General features: G+C 49.1%; 19 protein-coding genes. 6 read left to right on the top strand and 13 right to left on the bottom strand.

The genetic code is table 11. The annotated features are described in order from the left end of the window. The first annotated feature begins 14 nt into the window (after nucleotides 1-14). Both C8R14_RS01910 and C8R14_RS01915 read left to right on the top strand, forming a co-directional pair. Nucleotides 15-2,237 (top strand): polysaccharide biosynthesis tyrosine autokinase, encoded by a 2,223-nt coding sequence (locus C8R14_RS01910; protein ID WP_041353843.1) that lies wholly within the window; start codon nucleotides 15-17, stop codon nucleotides 2,235-2,237. After that, nucleotides 2,234-3,793 carry an MraY family glycosyltransferase gene (locus C8R14_RS01915; protein ID WP_110332544.1) on the top strand — a complete coding sequence of 520 codons (1,560 nt, stop codon included), beginning with the start codon at nucleotides 2,234-2,236 and terminating at the stop codon, nucleotides 3,791-3,793. Before C8R14_RS01910 ends, C8R14_RS01915 begins: the two co-directional genes overlap by 4 nt. A gap of 69 nt (nucleotides 3,794-3,862) precedes the next feature. Here the strand turns inward: C8R14_RS01915 and smc are convergent, their stop codons facing one another. Then, the gene (gene smc / locus C8R14_RS01920) at nucleotides 3,863-7,423 is read right to left on the bottom strand and encodes a chromosome segregation protein SMC (protein WP_041353844.1); all 3,561 of its coding nucleotides are present in this window, start codon (nucleotides 7,421-7,423) and stop codon (nucleotides 3,863-3,865) included. Nucleotides 7,424-7,521: 98 nt separating this feature from the next. Between smc and queF the strand changes: the two genes are divergently transcribed. Further along, nucleotides 7,522-7,941, top strand: coding sequence for a preQ(1) synthase (queF, locus tag C8R14_RS01925; RefSeq protein ID WP_011635142.1), 420 nt, complete (start codon nucleotides 7,522-7,524; stop codon nucleotides 7,939-7,941). Nucleotides 7,942-7,989: 48 nt separating this feature from the next. Beyond that, the gene (fumC, locus tag C8R14_RS01930) at nucleotides 7,990-9,390 is read left to right on the top strand and encodes a class II fumarate hydratase (protein ID WP_011635143.1); all 1,401 of its coding nucleotides are present in this window, start codon (nucleotides 7,990-7,992) and stop codon (nucleotides 9,388-9,390) included. A 124-nt stretch (nucleotides 9,391-9,514) separates the two neighbouring features. Here fumC and C8R14_RS13440 read toward each other — a convergent pair whose 3' ends face one another. After that, on the bottom strand, nucleotides 9,515-9,655 hold the full coding sequence (locus C8R14_RS13440) for a hypothetical protein (protein WP_160803500.1): 141 nt from the start codon (nucleotides 9,653-9,655) through the stop codon (nucleotides 9,515-9,517). Nucleotides 9,656-10,154: 499 nt separating this feature from the next. On the opposite strand from C8R14_RS13440, the gene C8R14_RS13680 reads away from it, so the two are divergent. Then, nucleotides 10,155-10,406, top strand: a complete 252-nt coding sequence (locus C8R14_RS13680) for an RNA-dependent RNA polymerase family protein (RefSeq protein WP_204987575.1) — start codon at nucleotides 10,155-10,157, stop codon at nucleotides 10,404-10,406. Nucleotides 10,407-10,751: 345 nt separating this feature from the next. Here C8R14_RS13680 and C8R14_RS01945 read toward each other — a convergent pair whose 3' ends face one another. The 7 genes from C8R14_RS01945 to C8R14_RS01975 form a co-directional block, all read right to left on the bottom strand. Beyond that, nucleotides 10,752-11,981, bottom strand: a complete 1,230-nt coding sequence (locus C8R14_RS01945; RefSeq protein ID WP_011635145.1) for an EAL and HDOD domain-containing protein — start codon at nucleotides 11,979-11,981, stop codon at nucleotides 10,752-10,754. Nucleotides 11,982-11,994: 13 nt separating this feature from the next. Then, a complete protein-coding gene (locus C8R14_RS01950) occupies nucleotides 11,995-12,804 on the bottom strand; it encodes a GGDEF domain-containing protein (RefSeq protein WP_011635146.1) in 810 nt (269 codons plus the stop codon). A gap of 242 nt (nucleotides 12,805-13,046) precedes the next feature. Continuing rightward, nucleotides 13,047-15,428 (bottom strand): GspE/PulE family protein, encoded by a 2,382-nt coding sequence (locus tag C8R14_RS01955; protein ID WP_011635147.1) that lies wholly within the window; start codon nucleotides 15,426-15,428, stop codon nucleotides 13,047-13,049. A 12-nt stretch (nucleotides 15,429-15,440) separates the two neighbouring features. After that, the gene (locus C8R14_RS01960) at nucleotides 15,441-16,205 is read right to left on the bottom strand and encodes a 3',5'-cyclic-nucleotide phosphodiesterase (protein ID WP_011635148.1); all 765 of its coding nucleotides are present in this window, start codon (nucleotides 16,203-16,205) and stop codon (nucleotides 15,441-15,443) included. A gap of 88 nt (nucleotides 16,206-16,293) precedes the next feature. Then, on the bottom strand, nucleotides 16,294-16,719 hold the full coding sequence (locus tag C8R14_RS01965; RefSeq protein ID WP_011635149.1) for a universal stress protein: 426 nt from the start codon (nucleotides 16,717-16,719) through the stop codon (nucleotides 16,294-16,296). 111 nt (nucleotides 16,720-16,830) lie between these two features. Beyond that, entirely contained in the window at nucleotides 16,831-17,553 is a 723-nt protein-coding gene (locus tag C8R14_RS01970; protein ID WP_041353845.1) for a TerC family protein, read from the bottom strand. 5 nt (nucleotides 17,554-17,558) lie between these two features. Then, complete coding sequence (locus tag C8R14_RS01975) at nucleotides 17,559-18,722, bottom strand: patatin-like phospholipase family protein (RefSeq protein ID WP_011635151.1); 1,164 nt, start codon at nucleotides 18,720-18,722, stop codon at nucleotides 17,559-17,561. Nucleotides 18,723-19,005: 283 nt separating this feature from the next. On the opposite strand from C8R14_RS01975, the gene pip reads away from it, so the two are divergent. Beyond that, complete coding sequence (pip, locus tag C8R14_RS01980) at nucleotides 19,006-19,956, top strand: prolyl aminopeptidase (RefSeq protein ID WP_011635152.1); 951 nt, start codon at nucleotides 19,006-19,008, stop codon at nucleotides 19,954-19,956. 19 nt (nucleotides 19,957-19,975) lie between these two features. Here the strand turns inward: pip and bioD are convergent, their stop codons facing one another. Genes bioD through bioF form a run of 4 tightly spaced genes read right to left on the bottom strand, consistent with a single transcriptional unit; the run spans nucleotide 19,976 to nucleotide 23,471 of the window. Then, nucleotides 19,976-20,659, bottom strand: coding sequence for a dethiobiotin synthase (gene bioD / locus C8R14_RS01985; protein WP_011635153.1), 684 nt, complete (start codon nucleotides 20,657-20,659; stop codon nucleotides 19,976-19,978). Between the two features lie 2 nt (nucleotides 20,660-20,661). Further along, the gene (bioC, locus tag C8R14_RS01990; protein ID WP_011635154.1) at nucleotides 20,662-21,558 is read right to left on the bottom strand and encodes a malonyl-ACP O-methyltransferase BioC; all 897 of its coding nucleotides are present in this window, start codon (nucleotides 21,556-21,558) and stop codon (nucleotides 20,662-20,664) included. Continuing rightward, nucleotides 21,548-22,327 (bottom strand): pimeloyl-ACP methyl ester esterase BioH, encoded by a 780-nt coding sequence (gene bioH, locus C8R14_RS01995; RefSeq protein ID WP_011635155.1) that lies wholly within the window; start codon nucleotides 22,325-22,327, stop codon nucleotides 21,548-21,550. The genes bioC and bioH overlap by 11 nt, the downstream gene beginning before the upstream one ends. Continuing rightward, the gene (gene bioF / locus C8R14_RS02000) at nucleotides 22,308-23,471 is read right to left on the bottom strand and encodes an 8-amino-7-oxononanoate synthase (protein ID WP_011635156.1); all 1,164 of its coding nucleotides are present in this window, start codon (nucleotides 23,469-23,471) and stop codon (nucleotides 22,308-22,310) included. The genes bioH and bioF overlap by 20 nt, the downstream gene beginning before the upstream one ends. Nucleotides 23,472-23,476 lie beyond the last annotated feature (5 nt).

Genomic DNA, 23,476 nt, shown 5'->3' on the forward strand with positions numbered 1-23,476 from the left:
ATTCATTACCTGACATGCCATCTGATCAAAACAGTGACGAAATCGATCTGGGAGAACTGCTGGATATTCTGGCAGACAACAAGCAACTGATTTTTATCATCACCTTTATCACCTGCATGATCGGTGCTGCCATATCACTTTTAAGCTTGCCGATCTATAAGGCGGACAGCTTGTTACAGGTCAGAGAAAATACACAATCCATGGTTGAACAACTGGATTCATTATCAACATTCTTTGAAACCAAAACGCCGGTTCAAGCTGAAATTGAATTGATCAAGTCCAGAATGATCCTGGGAAAAACAATTAGGAATTTGAGTCTGGATATTATTGCAACACCCAGGTTTTTTCCGTTCATAGGCGCCGCTGCAGCCAGATGGTTTCAACGCTTCCACGAGAGCGGCACCCTATCCAATCCACCATCTGAATGGCTATCACATTATGCCTGGGGAGGCGAGGTCATTCAGGTAGATACGCTTGAAATACCCGACAATTGGAAAAATGAAGAAATTATTTTGCAATCACTCGGCGAAAACCGCTTCGAGCTTATTTATCAGAATAAAGTCATTCTTGAGGGGGAAGTCGGCAAATTAGCTGCCAAGCAGCCAGAAGGCTCTCTGCACCCAATCAAGCTATTTGTTACTCATCTGAAAGCACGTCCCAACACTCATTTCACTCTGATACGCCGCTCCCAAGGAGAAGCAATCCGACAACTAAAGGAAACTCTCTCGATTGCAGAAATTGGCAAGGGAACCGGCATTCTTCAATTAACCATCGAATCAGACAACCGAGCGAAAGCTGTTCAAATTGTTAACGAAATTGCCAATACCTATCTTCAGCAGAATGTCGAACAAAAATCAGCAGAATCCCAAAAAACCCTTGAATTCCTGGAAAAACAGCTGCCCGCTCTCAAGGAACAACTTGAAACCACTACCAACGCCCTTAACGATTACAGAATTCGCGAAGGTTCAATTAATCTCGATCTTGAAACCCAGAATATACTGACAGGTACGGTCGAGCTAAATACCCAGATTACACTTCTGCAACAAAAACGGGATGAACTGAGACAGAGATTTACGGAATCTCATCCTAATGTCGTTGCAATTGACAAGCAGATCAGCAGACTGCAGACGCAAATCCATGCACTTGACAAAAAAATAGGCAAACTGCCGGAAACCCAGCAAATCATTCTCAGATTATCTCGGGATGTGGAAGTCAATGCCGAGCTCTACACCACCTTGTTGAATCACGCTCAGACGATACGAGTAGCCAAAGCAGGTACGGTGGGTAATGTAAGAATTGTTGATTACGCTATACCGCCCGATCTACCGATCAAACCCAAAAAAACCCTGATCATGGGTATTGCGCTCATGGCAGGATTAATGTTGGGAGTTATATTCGCCTTTATTCGCCGATCACTCAGCCGCGGGGTAGAAAATCCTGACATCATTGAAAAATCCCTGAATATTCCAGTTTATGCCACGGTTCAGCGCAGTAGACACCAGAAGCTGATCGAGAAAAAACTAAAAGGCAAACCTGTAGCAGGCAATCATCCTCCAATCATCCTGGCACTGGAAAACAGAGAAGATCTTGCCATAGAGAGCCTGCGCAGTTTGCGAACAACCTTACACTTTGCATTTCTGGAGGCGCGTAACAACATCCTCATGATCACCGGCCCGAGTCCAGAAGCCGGAAAGACATTCATTTCGATGAATCTTGCTGCCGTCATGGCAGATGCCGGCAAAAATATTTTGTTGATCGATGGAGATCTGCGCAGGGGTGACATCAACAAGTCCATGCGCACAGGAAGAGAGAAAGGCCTGTCCGAATTAATCAGTCAATCGATCGATCTGAAGGATGCGACCAGATCTGTGCCCCAGGCAAATTTCCACTTCATTCCAACCGGAGCAATACCGCCTAACCCATCCGAGCTATTACTACACGAGCGATTCGAGCAAATTCTGGAAACTGTCAACAAGCAGTATGATTTGATCATCATCGATTCACCTCCCATCCTGGCCGCTACCGACGCGGCCATTATCGGTCGCCTGGCAAGCGTGACATTGATGGTGGTTAGGGCTGGAACCCATCCGATGCGTGAGCTCGAACAAAGTGTAAAGAAACTTGTACTGGCAGGCGTAAATCTGAAGGGTGTGATATTCAATGGCATTCCCGAAACTTCATCACGCCACAGATATACACAGTATAGCTACCAATATGATTATCGCAGCAAGAAATGACAGAATTCGATCTCCCGAAGCAGCTCGCACTATTTATTATCAGCACGATACTGGCTGGCCTTACCATCCGACTGGCAATTCCTCTGGCACATATCAGCGGCATTCTGGATCGCCCAGGAGAGCATAAACAACACAAACATCTCACACCGTTTGTGGGGGGCACAGGAATCTTTGTTTCTCTTCTCGCTGCCCTTCCTCTCCTTGGCTACCTCTATCCGGAACAATCCGTGAAATGGCTAGGACTAGGGATCAGCTCCAGCATCATCTTTATCATGGGCCTGATCGATGACATTATTTATCTTCATTTCAAAACACGCCTGGTCATACAAGCCCTGTCAGCATTAATTATCGTACTGGTAAGTGAAGTGATATTGATTGATATTGGCAACTTACCATTTGGCGAGATACTCGCATTACCTGGCATTGCAGCAACTTTCACCATTTTTGCCATCATTGGAAGTATCAATGCTTTCAACATGATAGATGGAATTGATGGTTTATCTGGATCCGTGTCACTAACAAGCTTGCTGCTGCTGGGCATAGTTGCTCTCGCTACCGGCCACCAATCCAGCCTCATTATTATCATTGCACTCATCGGTGGCGTTGTGGGGTTCCTGTTTTTCAACTTACGTCGCCCTCTACAACCTCGTGCCAAAGTATTTCTGGGCGATAACGGCAGTATGCTGCTGGGACTTCTGATTACCTGGCTTCTGATAGACCTCTCGCAAGGCAGCAGCCGTGCCATGACGCCGGTAACGGCCCTCTGGCTATTTTCTGTTCCTCTGATGGATACCATCAGTATCATGTTGCGCCGGATTTGGCAGCACAAGTCGCCATTCAAACCCGACCGCAACCATTTTCACCATATCCTTCTCGATGTTGGGTATCGTGTTAACGACGCAGTATTTACCATTACTTCTGTGCAACTACTGTTTGGCCTGACAGGGTTGGCCGGCCTGTATCTGGGTATCCACGAACAGGTAATGCTTCTGGCTTTCCTGGCACTTTTTTTCGGGTATTTCTATCTGACACTTTACCCATGGCATCTGATTACCGCTTTACGCTATTTGCATACTTTCCGGGGCCTGATTCCGACCGAAAGTCGTGGCTTTTTCCTGGGTAGCTACACAGCAGAGGAAGCTAAAAATATAGTCCACATGATTTCGCAAGAATTACGGCCCAGCCTGGATTCATTGATACATGTAATCAAAAATAAAACCTCTGCCAACGACACAGAAAAATATGCAGTAATTGTCAACATACGATTGCTGGATACGGATACCAAAACGATGAAAAATGAAATTGGAAGCTTCATTGCATCGGCACAAAAACATATAAATGAACGCTGCCATATTCAGTTACGCCCTTTTATAGAGCGAAACCCGCAGAATGATCGAAGAAAATTATCTGAGCGTGATAATTCTTATGGAGGAAGACGTTTGGCTGACTCGCGAAAAGATAATCAGAAATTATTAATATTCGAAGCAATATATGACCAGGATTCAATCGCCAAACAAAATTCCACCGACAATCAGCCTAATAAAGAAAATTCATAATCTGCATACCTCCTTGCAGACATAGCACCAAACCTGATCAGGTTTCCTTCGCAGCAAGCAGCACGAGATTTATGCAGGCTCCTCTGATCCAGAATCCACCACATCTGCCATCACCTTGCCGATATCCACTGTCACCACCCGCGAAACGCCCTGCTCGCGCATGGTGACACCGATCAGCTGCTGCGCCATCTGCATGGCGATCTTGTTATGGCTGATGAAGAGGAATTGAGTTTCATCGGACATACGCCTGACCAGCTCGCAAAAACGCCCCGCGTTGCTGTCGTCCAGCGGGGCATCCACTTCATCTAGCAGGCAGAATGGTGCAGGATTCAGTTTGAACAGCGCAAACACCAGCGCCAACGCTGTCAAGGCTTTTTCACCACCAGAAAGCAGTTGAATGGAGCTGTTGCGCTTGCCCGGCGGATGCGCATTCAGCTGTACGCCCGCATCCAGAATATCTTCACCGCTCAGCACCAGTTCCGCAGACCCTCCCCCGAAAATGGAAGCAAACAATTCGCCAAGATTGTGATTGACCTGATTAAAGGTCTCCTCCAAACGCTGCCGAGTTTCACGGTCTATCTGCCGAATCGCCTGCTCCAGTGTGTCAATGGCCTCCCGTAAATCCAGCGATTGTTCTTCAAGATGCATCCGGCGTGATTTCAATGCGTCCAGCTCCTGCAACGCTGCCAGATTAACCGGACCGAGGGCAGCGATCTCCCCACCCAGTCGATTGATGCGCGTTTGCAACCTAGCCGGCGATTCATTTATGGATTGCTGCAACATTTCCGACGTAATTTCACCGGATTCTGCCAGCTTGCCTGCAAACTGGGCTTCAGTCATCCCCGCTTCCTGCTCACGCAGTCGCGCTTGCCCCACCGCCTCGCCGCACTTATGCAGCTGTTGCTCAGCCTGCATTCGGGCCTGTTCCATCTCCCGTAATGTATTGTTTGTATTTTCCAGCTCATGTCGAACTGCCATCAACGCCTGTTCGTGCTGATGGCGTTGTATCTGCCAATGCGCCGCATCTGCTGCCAACGACGATTCATCCAGATCAGCGCGGGTATGCTGCAACTTTTGCATGTTTTCAGTTAACATAACCTTGTTCCGGATAATCATGTCGATACGCTGCTCGCAATCAGCCACCTTGCTCTGGCAGTTCTGCTCGCTGAAAGCAGCTTCACGCAATTTGTCCAATAAACGCTGTACCAGTGACCGCTGCGATACCAGCGCCTGCCCGGATAGCTGACTGGTGGATTCCGCCTGACTTGCTTGCGCTTCCAACACCACTCTTTCTGCTTCACAGGCAGTCAGCTCCATTTCTGCCTGATGCTTCTGGAATAATTCTTCCTCAATCTGTACTGCCAAGTCAGCCAACTCAGTTTCAAGTTGGGCCTGCTGTTGCGCCACGCGCTCAGTTTTCTGCATCAACTGCACAATCTGTATCTGCCAACTGTGTTGTTGTGTTCTGGTTGTCTCGATCGCCTTGCGGGTTTGTACGATCTCGGCCACAATATGCTGATAATTCTGCTCCACCTCGGCCAGCGTCTGCTGTTTGGATAAAACAGAGTGTTCGATTTGCTCACATTCCTCGCTGATCTGCGCAATTTCACGCTGGCGTTGCAGGATGCCGTGTACTGCCGAATCCGGTGCGAAATAACTCACTCCGTGCCCGGTAATACTGTGCCCTTCCGCTGTTACCAACATCTCGCCAGCTGCCAGCTGTTTCCTGATTGCCAAGCCAGATTTCAGGTCGTCAATTACAAATATGCCATGCAGCCAGTTCTCCAACACCGCTTGTACAGCCGGACTATGACAATTCAGCAATATACTGAGTGGTTTCCAGGTTGACCGATCCGGCCTTATTAGATTGTGGCTACCGGCTGACTGATCCGGTTCTACCAGTTCGCATACCGACCATTTTGCCGATGGCCGTTTTCCTTGGCCAACCTCCCAATCCAGCACCTGCTCCAGCCGATCTACAGCCACTGCCTGGATACGCTCGCGCAGCACCGCTTCCAGCGCCGTTTCCCAATCGGATTCAACGGAAATCTGTAACCACAGCCTTGGCAGTACATCCAGCTGGTTCCTGGTCATCCACGCATTCAATTCCTGGTTATCTTCGATCTGGTTTTGCAGATGCTGCAAAACATCACGGCGGGCATTGGCCTGGGCAAGGTCACGTTGTAACGATTGGATAACTTGTCGAATAGCATCACGTTCCTGTTGCATGCTATGTATTTGTGTTTCCTGTTCACCAAGCAAACATTGGCGCTGCTCCAACAGGGCAGCCAACTCTGCAGATTCCATCTGCAATTCATCCAGTTGCACCGGATCAATCTCCGGCTGGCTCAACTGCTCTTCCAGCAAACGCTCATGGCGCATTATCAACTGCTGCAATGTTTTTTCGGCATACGCCTGTTGGTTCTGCTGCAATTTTTCATTCTGTCTGGCCAATGCCAGTTTTTCCCGCAATTCGGCCAGCTGTACCTGATCTGATTGCGCGGCCGATTCTATTTGTGGCAACTCTCCGGCTTCTCGTGCATGTTCTTCTCTGCAGGAAAGATGATCATCCTCAGCCTGTGTCAGCTTGTTCTGCCAGGACATCAGGCTTTCATTCGCTTTATCCAGTTGCTGCTCATGGTTTTGCAATTGCAGCTCTGCCTCGGCAATTTGACGATCGAGTTGCTCTCTGTTTATACGAATATGTTGGATACTTTGTTCGATGCGTGCAATTTCGCCTTCAGCAGCATACAGTGCTCCCTGGGCCTGATGCTGACGATCATTCACGATCCGGTGATGTACGCGCAGCTCATCCTGTTTCTCAGCTGTTTCCTGCAAACTGGAGCGGATAATTTCCATTTCCTGCGTCAGGCGTTCAATCTCTTCCTGCGCCGCATGCCGAGATTCCGTTGCCTGCTGCTTGCGCAAGGTCCAGAACGCCTGTTGTGCAGCAGCCAATTGCTTATGTAAATCCTGGTAACGTGTCGCATATTCGGCTTGTGTCTCAAGATGCTGCTGTTGCTTGTCCAGTTCCTGCAACACATCGTCTACGCGCTGGAGGTTGCCACGTGCATCCGTCAGACGCAATCCGGTTTCATGGCGCTTTTCGTGGTAACGAGTGATACCGGCCGCCTCTTCAAGAAACGCGCGCAATTCCAGCGGCCTGGCTTCGATAATACGGGAGATCATCCCCTGTTCAATAATGGCGTAGCCCCGCCCGCTAACGCCCGTCCCCAGAAACATATCGGTAATATCTCGCCGGCGTACACGGATATTATTAATGTAATAGGAGGATTCACCATCGCGCTGGAGCACACGTCGGATAGCGATCTCGTTGTAGGCTTTCCACTGGCCTGCTGCCTTGCCTGCGCCGTTATCGAAGACCAACTCCACACTAGCGCGCCCAACCGGTTTGCGCGTAACCGATCCACTGAAAATCACATCCTGCAATGATTCTCCTCGCAATGCCGAAGCACGCGATTCACCCAATACCCAGCGTACAGCATCAATGACATTGGATTTGCCGCAGCCATTCGGCCCGACGATCCCGACCAGGTTTCCCGGTACAGGTACGACTGTAGGATCAACAAATGTTTTAAAACCAGCTAGTTTTATTTCGGTCAGGCGCAATTTGGAAGGCAAGAGGTTATAATTTCAGGTTGCCTGGTTATTTTAAATGATTTACCTGTCATAAAGAAGAACCGAAAATCGGGAGAACTGAGGAAACTATGACCACACAGCCTTCAAAGCAACTGGAAACCTTTGAAAACCCTATTCAGACACGCGATTACCGGATTCACATGGAAATACCGGAGTTTACCTGCTTGTGCCCAAAAACCGGGCAACCAGATTTTGCGCGACTAACGCTGGATTACATTCCGGATAAAAAATGTATCGAACTCAAGAGTCTCAAGCTCTATATCTGGTCGTATCGCAATGAGGGTACTTTTCATGAAGCAGTCACCAACCAGATTCTGGATGATCTGGTTATTGCCATGAAACCCCGCTTTATTCGGCTGACCTCAAAATTTTACGTCCGTGGCGGAATTTTTACCAATGTCGTTGCAGAACATCGCAAGAAAGGCTGGCACCCTCAGCCTCCGGTATTTCTGGAATCCTTCGATGAACAGTTCAATACCCGTAGCTAATCGCTTTCTTTCATACAACTCGTCAATCTCTCTCGGGAAATAGCCATAATGGATTCGTATCGCGAAGAACATGATGCAATGGGTACGGTGCAAGTACCTGTCAACGCACTTTGGGGCGCACAGACCCAGCGATCACTCACCAATTTCACCATTTCCGGAGAACGCATGCCACCAGCACTGATTCATGCGCTGGCAGTGGTCAAACGCGCAGCTGCCAGTGTCAATCAGGAGCTGGGATTGCTGGAGGAAAACATCGCTCGGGCAATCATCGCCGCTGCTGATGAAGTGCTGGCAGGCAAGCATGCCAACGAGTTTCCACTGGTCATCTGGCAAACCGGTTCCGGTACGCAAACCAACATGAACATGAACGAGGTGCTAGCCAACCGTGCCTCGGAAATTCTGGGTGGTACGCGCGGCAAAGATCGCAAGGTGCACCCCAATGATCATGTCAACCGAGGACAATCTTCCAATGATGTGTTTCCCACTGCCATGCACGTTGCTGCAGTAGGAGCCATCCGCAGCCGACTGATTCCTGCACTGGAAGCATTGCATAATACATTAGCATCCAAGGCAACCGAGTTCTCAGATATTGTCAAGATTGGCCGCACCCATTTGCAGGATGCCACCCCATTGACGCTGGGGCAGGAATTTTCAGGTTATGTATCACAGCTCGACCACGGTCTTGCTCATCTTGAATCCGCCCTGCCACACTTGCTTGAACTGGCGTTGGGCGGAACTGCCGTGGGAACAGGTCTTAATACCCATCCGGAATTTGCGCAGCGCGTCGCAGCAGAAATTGCACACCTCACCGGCTATCCTTTTATCACTGCCCCTAATAAATTCGAAGCGCTGGCCGCACATGATGCATTCGTTCATGCGCATGGCGTGCTAAAAACGCTAGCCGCTGCGCTAATCAAGATCGCTAATGATATCCGCTGGCTGGCATCTGGCCCGCGTTGTGGCATCGGCGAGATTTTTATCCCGGAGAATGAACCTGGTAGTTCGATTATGCCCGGCAAAATCAACCCCACTCAGGCAGAGGCCGTGGTCATGCTGGCGTGCCAGGTCATGGGCAATGATGTTGCGATCAACCTCGGTGGTGCCATGGGAAATTTTGAACTCAACGCTATGAAACCGCTGATTATCCATAATTTTCTGCAAAGCGCACGCCTGCTGGCAGATGGCATAAAAAGCTTCAATACGCATTGCGCCGCGGGCATTACCGCCAATACAACACGTATTCAGCAACATTTACAAAATTCACTGATGCTGGTTACTGTGCTTAATCCCTACATCGGCTACGACAAGGCATCCGAAATTGCTAAAAAAGCCCATCATGAGGCACTAACGTTGAAAGAAGCGGCAATCAAGCTCGGCTATGTCACCGCAGAACAATTTGATGCGTGGGTTGATCCACAAAAAATGGTGGGAAATAAAAGAAGTCTATAAAACGGAGGAAGTACCACCTACTCTACCGATCAGATAATAACCCGGCTTAATAGCTGAAAAAAATTAGGCATCCTGAATTCTTGAAATTCAGGATGCCTAATATGGTGCACTAAGTGCTATAAAATTAGTATTTACCGCCAAGTCCACCAAACCAGATTGTTGCACCAATCGCAATAAAAGCTACCAAAGCGATTAAAATTACTTTCCATGCTTGTTCATTTTTTTCTGCTTCTCTCTGGCTTACTGCTACATCACTGTATCCCATGGCCTTATCCTCCTAATTAAATTAAATACTTTTATCTCTTCTCAGATAAACTCCCATTTGCTCGGGAAACTGATGATGACTTTATTAGTTCAGACACCCGGCACTGCTCACCTTATGTGCCTACTATTACTTCTGTAAATCCATAAAGCTGAAAAAGATTCTAACCCAGTTTTTTTGACAATGGAAGTAAAAGTAGAGACTCGGTTAAGGAATCTCTGCACGAATCCTTTAGTAAAATTTGTTATTCATCTTTTTTCTATTGTCATCCTCATGCAGCCAGATAAGTTTCAGTGATCTTGAACAAGCCAACAAGAAGAAGGTTACGCGACGAGAGCAATTTTTTGCACAGCATTCCTGGATCAGAGTAGTTGTAGACAATTTGGGCAATATGCACGTACAACCTACTTTTCAGTGGCAGTGGTTGCTCGCCACGACACCCACTTGTTGAGTAGTACAGTTCGATCAGAGCAACAAGCCCTGACCAAGGAAGCAAACGCTCATGGAAGATACACTTTATGAGATTGCCAGCCTGCGCCAGCTCTGCCGTTCGGAACCGACGGCGATGTACGCGTCCCACACGAACGCGGCACTGCGCAAGGCGGAGGTCAGTCCCATCCTGGTGAACCTGTTGATGCACTACGCCTTCGGCACGTGGATGCAGCGCACCAACCCCAACTGTCCGTTCGCCTGCTACGCAGATGACGCGGCGATTCACTACCGTAGCTGGAAGCAGGCAGAATATGTAATGTAATGTAATGTGATCCATCACATCACGGTTGACGATGCATTCTGAGAAATCAAAGGTCGTTTACTGCAAGGACAACAACCGCGCCGAACAGCATCCGCATATGAGCTTCGCCTTCCTGGGCTTCACGTTCAAACCGAGGAAGGCTCACAGCAAGTAAGACCAACTCTTCACGAGCTTCACTGCCGGGAGCCAGTGACGATGCCGATGCCTTGCAGCAGATGCGCCAGAGCGGTGCATCGCTCTGGCGACTCAACCGCCAGACACACGTGACGCTGTGGCCGACGTGGCTCGGCTCTACAACCCCGTGATACAGGGGTTAAACTACCTCGAGTTTCTCATGCGAAGCGACTAATGTATATGATTGGCCCAATCCAGGGCATCAAGCTCTGCTTTTGCCAAGCTGGTTTGATCCAGGAATTCAAGCCCAGTCATAATGCTCTCTACTTGTTTCATATCCCTTTTTTCTCTGGCTTCAATCAGTCTCAATTTGCAGCCAAGTCGTCCTTCACGATGCAACAGCGCACGAATAACTTCATCTGGCATTTCCAGTTTATTCACTATCTGTTGAATATCCATACTGAACAATGTATCCAGTAAAGACATTATTCCAGTCATGAAAGCTCGATCTTGGTAATTCTTATCATGCGGGCGATCAATGGTAGCAATCAGCTCCATCAACCTTCCGCGAATGGCAGCTGTTTGCATCAATGCATTGTTATTGGTTAATTTTCCGGCAGGATCAGCAGCATAGAGCAGTAACTGAATCCATCTTTGTAAAGGACGATAGCCCATCACTATCAAAGCCTGTCGTATAGAGCCGATTTTATGAGGTAATGCTGCTGCCACAGAATTAACCACACGTAAAAGACTATAGCTCAGGCCTGGTTTGTGCTTGAATAACCGCTCAATCTCATCAATCTCGGCACCGTGCATCACTAACGACAACAAACGCAACAGAAATAATCTGCTGGATTTGATCTTGCTACCTGAAACAATGATAGGTTTGGCAAAGAAGTAGCCCTGGAACATCTCAAATCCCAAATCCATACATATCCTCGCCCGCTCCGGACTATTCACCTTCTCTGCCAGCAGGATAACCGGCCATGCTTTCAGTTTCTGGATCAATTGACTAATTTCTGCATCCGTCAATGCTAATACATCGACCTTAATTACATTGGCAAACGGGAGCAATGCTTCGGTTCTATCATCAATACAAGTCACGTCATCCAACGCAAGGTTGTACCCCATCCGTTTCAATTCGGCGCAACGCTGTACCACTTCAGGGGTCGCCGGGATAGTCTCCAGCAGCTCCAGAACTACATGTTTACTGGGTAACAACAAAACCACATCATCCAGAAGCAATCCATGATCGATATTGATAAACCCGCGCAGATTACCAAGAACCTGCTGGATACCCAGGTAACCGTATGCGTTCACCACCACGTTGGCCGAAGCATGAAAACCATCTGAAACTTCTGCCTGGTTAATATCCATTGCTGTCCGAAACAGGAGCTCATAAGCGATCAACTTCTGATTGCGATCCAGAATTGGTTGCTTGCCCAAAAAAGCATTTTCCATTAAATATCTGCTATTAAGAGGCAATCATGATGCGATTTTTACCGGATTTCTTGGCCTGACAAAGCGCTTCATCCGCTCGTTTTAGTAAGGATTTCTGGCTTTCGCGAAGCTGCCGAAAAGCAATACCGCCACTGAAAGCAATTGGAACAGAACTGCCATCCATGTCTGGAAGCGTTTTTTTGGAGAAACTATTCTGCAGGCGCTGCATCACCCAAACCGCTGATTCCAGGGTGGTATCCGGCAGCAATATGACAAACTCTTCACCACCGTAGCGGGCGACCACATCACTTGGTCGTAGCGATTTTTTTGCCAGCTTTACCAGATGAATCAGGACATCATCACCGAACTGGTGGCCATAGGCATCATTAATACACTTGAAATTATCCAGATCAATCATAACTGCACATAATGTATTTTCATTCCGGTCGGCACGTGCTGCCTCCCGTAAATAAACAGCATCCAGACCGCGCCGGTTGAATGTCCCCGTCATTGGATCGTAATGGATGAGCTCCCGCAGCTGTTCAAGCTCCAGCTTAAGTGATTCGATCTGATTCTCAGCAAGCCGCACCTGTTCTTGTGCGCTATATATTTCGTTGCTGTAACGCAGACTCTTGGTTTCACCCAGCACTGTATCCAGAATATCGATAATCTCGTTTACATCACTGGTTTCCCGGATTCGACGAGCGTATTGTTCAACCTGTTGACTATACTCATCTGCACCGGTTACAAGTTTCTGGCTCTTTCCTTCAGCCCTGGTTCTTTTTTTGCCTGTAGTCGAAGATTTGACCAGCTGCAATACCTTTTTCTCATCCGAAATCTGCACAATTATCCTCCTGAAACGGTACCGCAATCGTTGTAATCACCCGGAAAAATCCGGAAAGCCACCTAAGAAGAGCGCCAACCGGGATTTAGAAAAACCTTGCCGAAGCATTCATTTAGTAACAGAAAGGCTAACAGAACCTGTTTAGAGCAAAAGAAGGAATTAAAGGAAAACCATGCTGGTATTCAACCATACAACCGATCAGATGTTTTTATAAACATCTGGCAGGATATTAGAGATATCCTTTATTTGATACATACCGCACGTACCTGATGAATATCGGTAATTCCCTGCAGCACTTTTTCTATCCCGTCCTGTTTCAGGGTACGCATGCCGTCACCCAGCGCGGTAGCCAGCATTTCAGCAACACGCGCGTGTTCCTGTACATTTTTTTTGAGTGCATCAGTAGCTGTCAGTAGCTCGTGCAAACCGACCCGGCCCGCATAACCGGTTCCCGTGCAATGCTCACAACCGGCCGGCTGATACAACGTAATCTGCCCTTTTTCATCCCCATATTGTTGGATCCAGCGGGCTTCAATTTCACGATAGGCTGCATCAGGATCAGCCTTGAAGTGCTCAATGTTTTTCAGTTCCTCACAATACTCTGTCAGTAACGCACGAATTTCCTCCCGGCTGGCCGCGTGTGCTTTTTTGCATTTACACAACCGCCTGGCCAGACGTTGCGCCAGAATCCCCAGTAATGCATCTGAAAAATTGAATGGATCCATCCCCATATCCAGCAAGCGGATGATGGATTCCGGCGCACTGTTGGTATGTAACGTGGCAAATACCAGATGCCCGGTAAGCGAGGCTTCGATACCGATCCCGGTCGTTTCCTTATCACGCATCTCGCCTACCATGATGATATCCGGATCTGCTCGCAGAAAAGATTTCATGATGGTGGCAAAGGTCAGACCGGCCTTGGTGTTGATTTGTACCTGACGCAATCCTTTTTGCGTGATTTCAACCGGATCTTCCGCCGTCCAGATTTTGGTTTCCGGCCGGTTCAGATATTTGAGAATGGAATGTAGTGTTGTTGTTTTACCAGAACCAGTCGGCCCGCAAACAAAAAATAATCCGTAGGGTTTACTGATAATTGATTTCAATTGCTCCAGATTGGCAGGAGTAAATCCCATTTTTTCCAGTGGAATCGGCTCACCCGCCGCCAAAATACGCATCACGACATCTTCCACGCCACCGGCTGAAGGAATGGTTGCAACCCGCAGCTCAATATCGAGCGGCGCAAATTTCCGGAACTTAATCTTGCCATCCTGCGGTTTACGTTTTTCTGAGATATCCAGATCACACATGATCTTGAGACGTGTCACTAACGGATTGCGGTAACTGGCGGGAATTTCGATGTAAGGCATCAGTGCACCGTCCTTGCGGAAGCGGACACTGGTTTTTCCCTTTCCGGGCAAGGGTTCAATATGGATATCTGAAACCCCCATTTTATAGGCGTCCATGATAATGCGATTCACCAGTTTGACCAGCTCGTTGTCTGCAGCGGCCGAGGCTTCATCTGTTTCAGCTTCCCTGGTTTCTTCCACGACCTCTTCCAGATTGGAGAGCATATCGTCAATGCTGCCCCCCAGATTTTCAGCTTCTGTGGCACCATAAAATACATCCAGCGTAGCCTTGAATTCACGCTGGGTACAAACCGTATAGATGATTTTACGCTTTGGAAAAATCTGATTGACGATACGCAAGGCCTTGATACGCTCGGGATCCAGCGTCAGCACTACCAATCCATCATTTCCATCATCTATCGGCAACCAGCTATTGCTTTCGACAAACTCCCGTTTGAGATTTTTCAGCAGATCCAGCGGCCTGATCCGATCCGCCCTGTAACCTTCATATTTCACACCGAAGAAGCTGGCCAAAGCTTCGCCTATCTGTATGACGCTGATACCAAATTCATCAATCAACACATCTTCCAGATCACGGCCTGTTTCGCGTGCCCGTCTGGTCGCCAGCTCAAACTCACTGGTGCTGATCACAGCATTGACGATCAGCTGATCATAACGGGTCTTGCCCAACAGCTGCTGCATCCGGTGCTGCTTAAAGGCAGCCGCCAGCACCTGGCAAATTTCACCCAAACTATCAACTGTCTTCTGTGAAAAAGGCTCGCCAGACTTATTGTTAATGAGCTGTACTACACCCAGCAAATCATTATCACCAGCACTCGGGATCGGCACCACGAGCATCTGTTTGGTCCGGTACCCTGTTCGTTTATCCACTTCCTGCAAAAACCGCAGATATTCCCCCTGTCTCCTGAGTTCATTCCGATCATAAACATCTCTGAAATTGACAGTTTTTCTGTGTAAAGCCACGAAGCCGGCAATACTCTGTTCATTAATTGGCAATTTCAGATCCTGGCAGGAGTCCAGCCCGGTTTTAATACGCGAAACAAGGCTGGCTCTATCACCACTTACGGTATAAATTGTCAGACGATCTGCATTAAACACCTCGCAGATATCCCGGCTCACCTCAAACATGATTTCGTCGATATTCCCTGCTGCGTGAATCCTGTCAATCACGGAACGCAGACGATTGGCGGAATTGAGTGAAATTCCCGCTGCGGGGACAATGCCCGAACCAGCTTGAAAAACCTGAGATGTACTCATGTTTACACTATCCTAAAATTCAAATATCTGATTACTCATCAATCTGCGGGGGCTGAAACGCGTAACGCCCGCAAGAATCTCGCGCATGGCCACTTCCGCCTCTCCTTGCCGTAGGTGGGTAATATATATTTCGGCATTATGCTGCAGTTTATTCAGTTCATTTGCCAACATAGCCGGATGAAAATGTCCGGCGCGTGCTGCGATATCCTGACCGGCGTCACTAAAGGCGGATTCGATAATCAGATAGCGCAGGTTTGAAATCTGGTTGATAGCTTCCCATAACGCATCATCAGCAGTGGTATCGCCGGTGAATACCAGGCTGGATTGCCCGGAATCAAGCTGAAAACCTACTGCTGGAACTATATGACACGCCGGTAAAGGTGTGATCCTGCGTGAACCCAGCGCCACAGCTTCACCCACAGTAACCGGCTCATAGCGCATATAAGGATGAGCTGCATCAGGAATACAAGAAAAATCCGGCCAGATATGCCAGTTGAAAATATGTGCCTGCAGACACGCCAGTGTAGATGGCAGAGCATGCACAATCAGTGGTCGGTCGCGCAGACTGCCGGCTGTATCTACCAGGAAAGGAATGAAAGCAATGTGATCCAGGTGGGCGTGCGTAACGAATATATGATCAATTCTCAGCAGGTCATCCAGAGTAAGCGTGCCAACTCCGGTACCGGCATCGATCAGAATATCTTCATCCAGCAACATCGCAGTAGTATGGGAATCACTCCCTATTCCACCGCCACAACCCAATACTTTTAATCTCAAGATTACCAATCCTCCATTCCGGATTTAACGGAAAATTGCAGCAGATCATTTACTGCAATAAATGGAGGATTACGGCTTATTTCCGCTATTATTTAAGTAATAATACCGGAACAGTTGAAAGCTGAATCAGCTTGCTGGCAACAGAGCCAAGCAGCAAGCCCTTGACAGCGCCCAACCCGCGCGGACCAATAACAATCTGGTCACATTTTATTTCTTCGGCAAATTGCAAGATCATGGTCTCCACCTCACCCACAACAATATGGTGTCGGTAAGCGATTCCTCTTTCTTCCAGGTAATCACGAGCCTGCTTCAGGCCTTTAAGCCCTTCCTCTCGGTAATAATCCCCAATCTCCTCCTTGCTGACAAACATGGAAACATTACCAGTCAGCGGAATTCGCACATTCAATAAATGAATCTCCGGTTTTTCACGGTACCAGTCGAGCCGTTTTACAAATTCCTCAACTGCCCGTTCGGAAGCCTCGGAACCATCCACTGGCAGTAACATTTTTAGCATAAGACCCCCTTTTCACGTGTAACTCATCACAAACAACACTTTGATAATCAGCTGATACTTAAAATTTACTGCTTGATCATTCTGCAACATATACCACCTGATTACCCGGATTCAATCTTTCCCCAGCAAATCGACTGAAACACCCATACTTTTATGTATCCGGGCTGCCAGCCACTTTCCAATACCGATCACCAGCAGGGAACAGCTTAGTGGAGCAAGCCAATGCAGATAAGCAGCCTGTGTATCCACCCACTCCTGGCTAACCGTATCAGTCGTCAGCAATCCACCAGCAATCCAGCCAAGCAAACCGGCACCGACAACAACGATAACGGGAAAACGCTCAATCCATTTCATCACCAGTTTACTGCCCCAGACGATAATCGGCACGCTGAACAACAAGCCAAATATCACCAGAGCGAGACTGTCCCTGGCTGCGCCGGCTATACCCATAACATTGTCCAGGCTCATTACCGTATCGGCGACAATGATTGTTTTGATCACACTGGGCAGGGTTGCCCCCCCCCCCTTCACAATCGGTCCGCTTTCGCTGGCGCCCGGTTCCGGTAACAACAGTTTAACGCTGATCCACAGTAGCAAAAAAGCACCAATTATTTTTAGATAAGGTAGTGCCAATAACTGGAGGGCGAAAAAAACCAGCAGGACACGTATCCCGATCGCCCCCACCATCCCCCAGAATATTCCCTGATTACGCTTGTTCTCAGGCAAATTCCGGCAGGCCAATGCAATGATCACGGCATTGTCAGCGCCGAGTGCAATATCAATGGCGATAATCTGAAAAACGGCAACCCAGAATTGGGGATCGGCCATTCCCATCATTTTTACTCCTGTTGTCCGAAAATAAATGCAAGCACTTCATCCCGCTGCCGCAGCGTGTCCTGATAACCCAGATCAATCAGCGCCTGGCAGAAAGGTGCCTCAAACAATACATAGCTGAGCATGGCCGAACCTTTTGGCCCCATTGCGCCGGCAGCATGGAAAAAATAGCGGATTGTACGCGGCAAACTGCTGGCATATGCCTGCGCCAGTTCATCAATTCTTTCACTTGGTGTAATTACCATGCAGTCTATCGTACGTAACAAAGGCATATTTCCTGTTTGTGTTTCAGGAATCAAGCTGAGTGTCTGGTTAATACGTCGCAAGCGCTCAAGATCGGCATCCAGACCGTCAACAAAAATACTGTTCATCACATGTCCGGCAATCTGCGCCGGAGGTGGATAGCCAGTCACCTTGATACGTTCGCAATCAGCTTCTTTCTTTTCATTGACGCTGATCACCAGCAAGCGATCTGCCCCCAGATGTAATGCCGGGCTCAACGGCGCAAACTGCCGCATGGAACCATCACCAAAATATTCGCGATTAACCCGGATTGCCGGAAAAATCAATGGAATCGAAGCAGACGCCATCAGGTGCTGGATACCGATACGTGATGGAACACCGATACGCTGTGCACGCTTCCAGGGAATAATGCTGGGATTAGCCTGATAAAAAGTGACCGATTGCTCGGAAGCATAACCCCAGGCTGTTATGCCGAGCGCATGCAGCGCCCCGGCATGAATACTCCTGCGTATGCCTCTGAAAGGCAAATGACAGGCCAGCAATTGTCTGAGCGGAGTGTTGTCCAGCAGCGAAACCGGTTTCCCCGCCATTCTGCTTGATACAATCGAGCCAAAATAGCGCAACATTGTATGTAACACGCCGATCAGATCAGAGCGATAAATCTGGCCAGTATGAAGATTGCTCCATACGGCTTCCAGCCGCTTGATTCCTGTCAAAAAATGGGTTGCCGCCATGGCGAGGCCTGCGGCGTTGATCGCCCCGGCAGAAGTGCCACAAATCACCGGAAAAGGGCTGCGTGCATGCGATGGCAGCATTTCGGCAATGGCTCGCAATGCGCCTACCTGATAAGCCGCCCGCGCACCACCGCCGGTCAGAACCAGGCCCAACCTTGGCTGCTGTGAATCATTTCGGGGTATTTCACTCACGAACAACTCATTTTAGGACATTCTTTACTCTGATTCCTGCCAACATCATTATTCTCGTTCCTGCTTACCTTTCATTACCATGCCCACACTCGCGCGACTATACAGTAACTCTCACATCAGTGAGATATTCTCATGCATCCTGCGCATCCTGCGTCAGCAAAAACCGGTTAACAACATCCTGGCCGAATCACAGGTTACAGCCCTAACAAGGCAAAGTGCTAAAATACCCTAGCACAGACACAATCAGCATTTTCCCTAAAAACAAACTGACACATCACTCACTATGGCACACACCGAGCTTTTCCCCCCTATTGAACCCTATAATCACGGCACATTGCCACTGGATGGCATTCACACCATGTACTGGGAACAATCGGGTAACCCGGAAGGTATTCCTGTTCTGTTCCTCCATGGAGGGCCCGGTGCTGGTGCCACGCCCGGTCATCGCCGTTTTTTTGATCCGGCACATTACCGGATTGTTATTTTCGACCAGCGTGGTGCCGGACGTTCCACTCCTCTGGGTGAAATAAAGGACAATACCACTACTCTGCTCATCACGGACATCGAAAAGCTGCGGCACCATCTTGGTATTAAACAATGGCTGATCTTTGGCGGATCTTGGGGCAGCACATTGGCACTTGTCTACGGTGAGGCGCATCCTGAACGCTGCCTGGGATTTGTACTACGTGGTATTTTTCTTTGTCGCCCCAGTGAAATCCACTGGTTTTTATATGGACTACAAAATATTTTTCCAGAAGTCTGGCACGAATTTGTATCCCGCCTCTCGATAGACGAACAACGCGACATTCTCACTTCCTACTATCGTTTACTGATTCATCCCGATCCTGATATCCATCTGCCAGCTGCAAAAGCATGGAGTCGCTATGAAGGAAGCTGTTCAACCCTGTTACCCAACCCGGATACAGTTGATTATTTCTCCAGTAATACTGTTGCGCTGGGGCTGGCAAAGATTGAAGCACACTATTTCAAGAATAATATTTTTCTGCCGGAAAATAGCTTGCTGGACAACGTGCACAAGATTCGCCACTTGCCTGGTGTCATTGTTCAAGGGCGTTATGATGCGGTTTGTCCGATTGTCAGCGCATATGATCTGCACCTGGCTTGGCCACAGGCTGAGTATATCGTCGTCAATGATGCCGGCCATTCCGCCTGGGAACTTGGGATTCAGGCTGAACTCATCAAGGCTACCGAGAAATTCAGGCAGATACTGTAATCAGGCCTGAATCACCCGGTTACCGTAATCTGGAAAGATCAAGATATTGCGCAAGTTGCTGCACGTCAGGTTGCGCTTGATACGGCAAGATACCCAATAATGGGCAATCCAGCCATTCGACCAGTGTTTGCAGGTTTGCTTCCGGCTGCAACATATCCGGATCAATTCTGTTTGCCACCCAGCCTGCCAATTTCAAACCGGCTGATTCAACTGCGCGAGCTGTCAGTAATGCATGGTTAAGACAACCTAGCCGCATTCCCACAACCAGGATTACTGGCAGCCCTAACACACAGGCAAGATCACGCGTGTCGTATCGATCACCTGACAAACCTGATAGCGACAGCGGCACCATGAAACCACCGACACCTTCGACAATCGTTATCTCTGCTGCTGTTTGCAGCTTCTCGCAAGCCTGCCGAATCACTTCCAGATCGATACGGATATTCGTCTGCTGTGCAGCGATATGCGGTGCTATTGACTCGACAAAGGCATAAGGATTAATCAGTTTACGTGGCATGCTAACCGTGCTGGCTGCCTGCAGATTTTCCACATCCTGCCATAATCCATCTTTACGACCTGACACCACTGGCTTCATTCCGGCAGCGGTATAGCCATTCGTCGAAAACGCATGCAACAGCGCACAACTCACTGTAGTTTTACCAATTCCGGTATCCGTACCCGTTACAAAGAATCCTGTTGCCATTATTACGGATCCAGCCCCAGCTTGCGCCGCGTCTCCGGCTTTAGCTGAACTTTACGTATCTCCGGTTTCCAGGCGTGACCATAAACTACTTCGTAGGTTGCTGGCAGCCTGCCATCCTTGCGCAAGGTTTCATATTGATTGATCACTTGCTGCCATGTCGTCTTGCCCATCAAGCCGCGTCTGCGCCCTTGTGTCACATTGCGGGCACCAATTGCTTTGAGATCCTGCATAGCGCTTTTGACATCATCGTAGGTCAATGTAATATATTCCATATCCATCACCGGCAATGAAAAGCCACAACCCACCAGCATATCACCCACATCATGCATATCCGTAAAACGATTGACATGACTAAACGGATCCACTGACTTGAAGGCTTGCCGTAATTCCTTCAGTGTATCCGGCCCAAACGTGCTGAACATCAACAAACCACCATCCTCCAGTACGCGATGCGCTTCTGCAAATGTCTGCCTGAGATCATTACACCACTGGAATGCAAGGTTGGACCAGATCATGCCAACGCTGGCTTCGCGCAGGGGCAACTGTTCTATGTCTGCGCAGATATAGCCTCTGGGTTGATGATGCTTGAATGGTAGCCAGCGCTGCCAACCAGGTATTTTCTCCAGCATGGCTGCACGTGCACGATCATGCATCGTCAGCGCAATATCCATCGACATGATTTCTGCCGCAGGATAGCGTTCGATCAGCTTGCGCGTACCGTAACCGGTTCCACTGCCTGCATCGATAATTTTGCCGGGAACATATTTGATATATTCCAGGCGTGACAACATACGGTCGCATATTTCCCGCTGCAGTACGGCAGACTGGTCATAACTGGTCGCCGCCTGTTCAAATGACCGGCGCAACATGCGCTTGTCGAGTACATGATCATAAAGCATCGAAACAACCCACAAATTGCTCAGGAAAAGAAAGAAACGGCGCGTGGCCGCAATGAGGAAACAGCTTCAATTGCGCCTGGGACAAGTGCTGCTGCGTCCATTCAGCAGCACCAACAGGCGCGATAACATCATTCTGGCCATGAATCAGCAGCACAGGCTGTTTAATTTGATCCAGTTCAGCTCGCAAATCACTAGTTTGCAGAATCTTTAATCCTGCCTGCAACGTTGCAAACTCCGGTGACAAACCACTCAACATACTCTTGCGCAGCCGTGCCAGTACCCGGGTCTGATCCTCGCTACCGCTAACTTGCAGTGTCAAGAAACGATTGAGGGTTTGCATATAGTCACGTGCCAGATTTTCCATAAACAGGGTCAGGGTTAATGATTCCATCCCCCATGGCCAGTTGGCACGTTTGACGAAACAAGGGGTACTGGCAACCAGTACTAATTGTTGTACCCGTTCCGGCATCTGTAATGCCAGCCTGATCGCCACTTGCCCACCGAGCGACCAGCCGCACACAATGCTGTTATCAGGCAAATGGTCTGCAATCACTTCGGTCATCTGCTCCAGAGAATCCAGCGCACAATCACGGCTAGCACCGTGCCCCGGCAAATCAATGCAGTGCAGATGGAAACGCCGGGAGAGCGGCTCTGACACACACTCCCATACACCACTGTGCATGGCCCAGCCATGCAACATCACCAGATCAGGCCCGCTCCCGCTTGTCTCAATATGCAACCGGGTCATATCAGCATCCAGCCAGATCATGCAAGGCTGCACTCAATTGATCGACATCTTCCCCAGCATGAGCCGCAGACAAACTGATGCGCAACCGTGCCATGCCTTGCGGCACTGTCGGAGGGCGAATAGCCGGCACCCAGATACCACGCTCACGCAACGCCTGGTCCAGCCGGACGGCCTCCCGGCTTCCGCCCACCAGCAATGGCTGTATCGGTGTATCCGATAGCAATAGTTGCCAGGGGAGAGATTGCAGCTTTTGTCGCAACTGCTCTATCAATTGAACAAGCCGCTCCCGTCGCCAGACACCCTGACTGATTAATTGTAAACTGGTCAGCAAGGCATGTGCCAGCAACGGGGCTGCCGCCGTGGTATAGCCATAGGTACGGCTATGCTGAATGAGCGTTTCAATCATTGACGCTTGCGCTGCCACGAACGCGCCGGATACTCCTGCTGCCTTGCCCAGCGTTGCCATGTAAATCAGATGTGGTACATTTCGCTCCACCTCCTGCGGATCATACAAACTGCCTTTGCCCTGTTCACCCAGCACACCAAATCCGTGCGCATCATCCAGCAACAACCAGGCATCAAAGCGCTGACACAACGCCAGCAGCTCGGCAACCGGCGCCCTGTCACCATCCATACTGAATACTGCGTCGGTGACGATCAGCCGCCGCCGGGCTTGTATCGTCTTCAGCTGCTTCTCCAGAGTAACAAGATCAAGATGGGGATAACGAATGAAGCGGGCACGTGACAGCAAAGCCGCGTCATTGAGTGAAGCATGATTGAGACGATCTGCAAAAATCGCATCTTCCCGCCCCATGAGCGCAGTCACCACCGCCATATTGGCCATGTAGCCCGTGGAAAACAGCAGGGTACGTGGAAGGCCGACGAACTCCGCCAGTGCCTCTTCCAGTTCATGATGTGCGCGGGAATGACCACTAATCAGATGAGAAGCGCCCGAACCCACACCGTAACGTTGTGCACCTGCTGCTACTGCTTCGATCAGGGCTGGATGATTAGCCAGCCCCAGATAATCGTTACTGCAAAAAGCCAGAAAATCCCGGCCATCAATGGTCACACGCGGGGATTGCGGCCCTTCCAGCACCTGGCGAAAACGATACAACCCTTCCTGCCTGCGCTGTTGCAGCGCTTCAGCCAAGTCCGGCAGCATGGTGG

Source organism: Nitrosomonas eutropha (genome assembly GCF_003201195.1).
Taxonomy (GTDB): Bacteria; Pseudomonadota; Gammaproteobacteria; order Burkholderiales; family Nitrosomonadaceae; genus Nitrosomonas; species Nitrosomonas eutropha.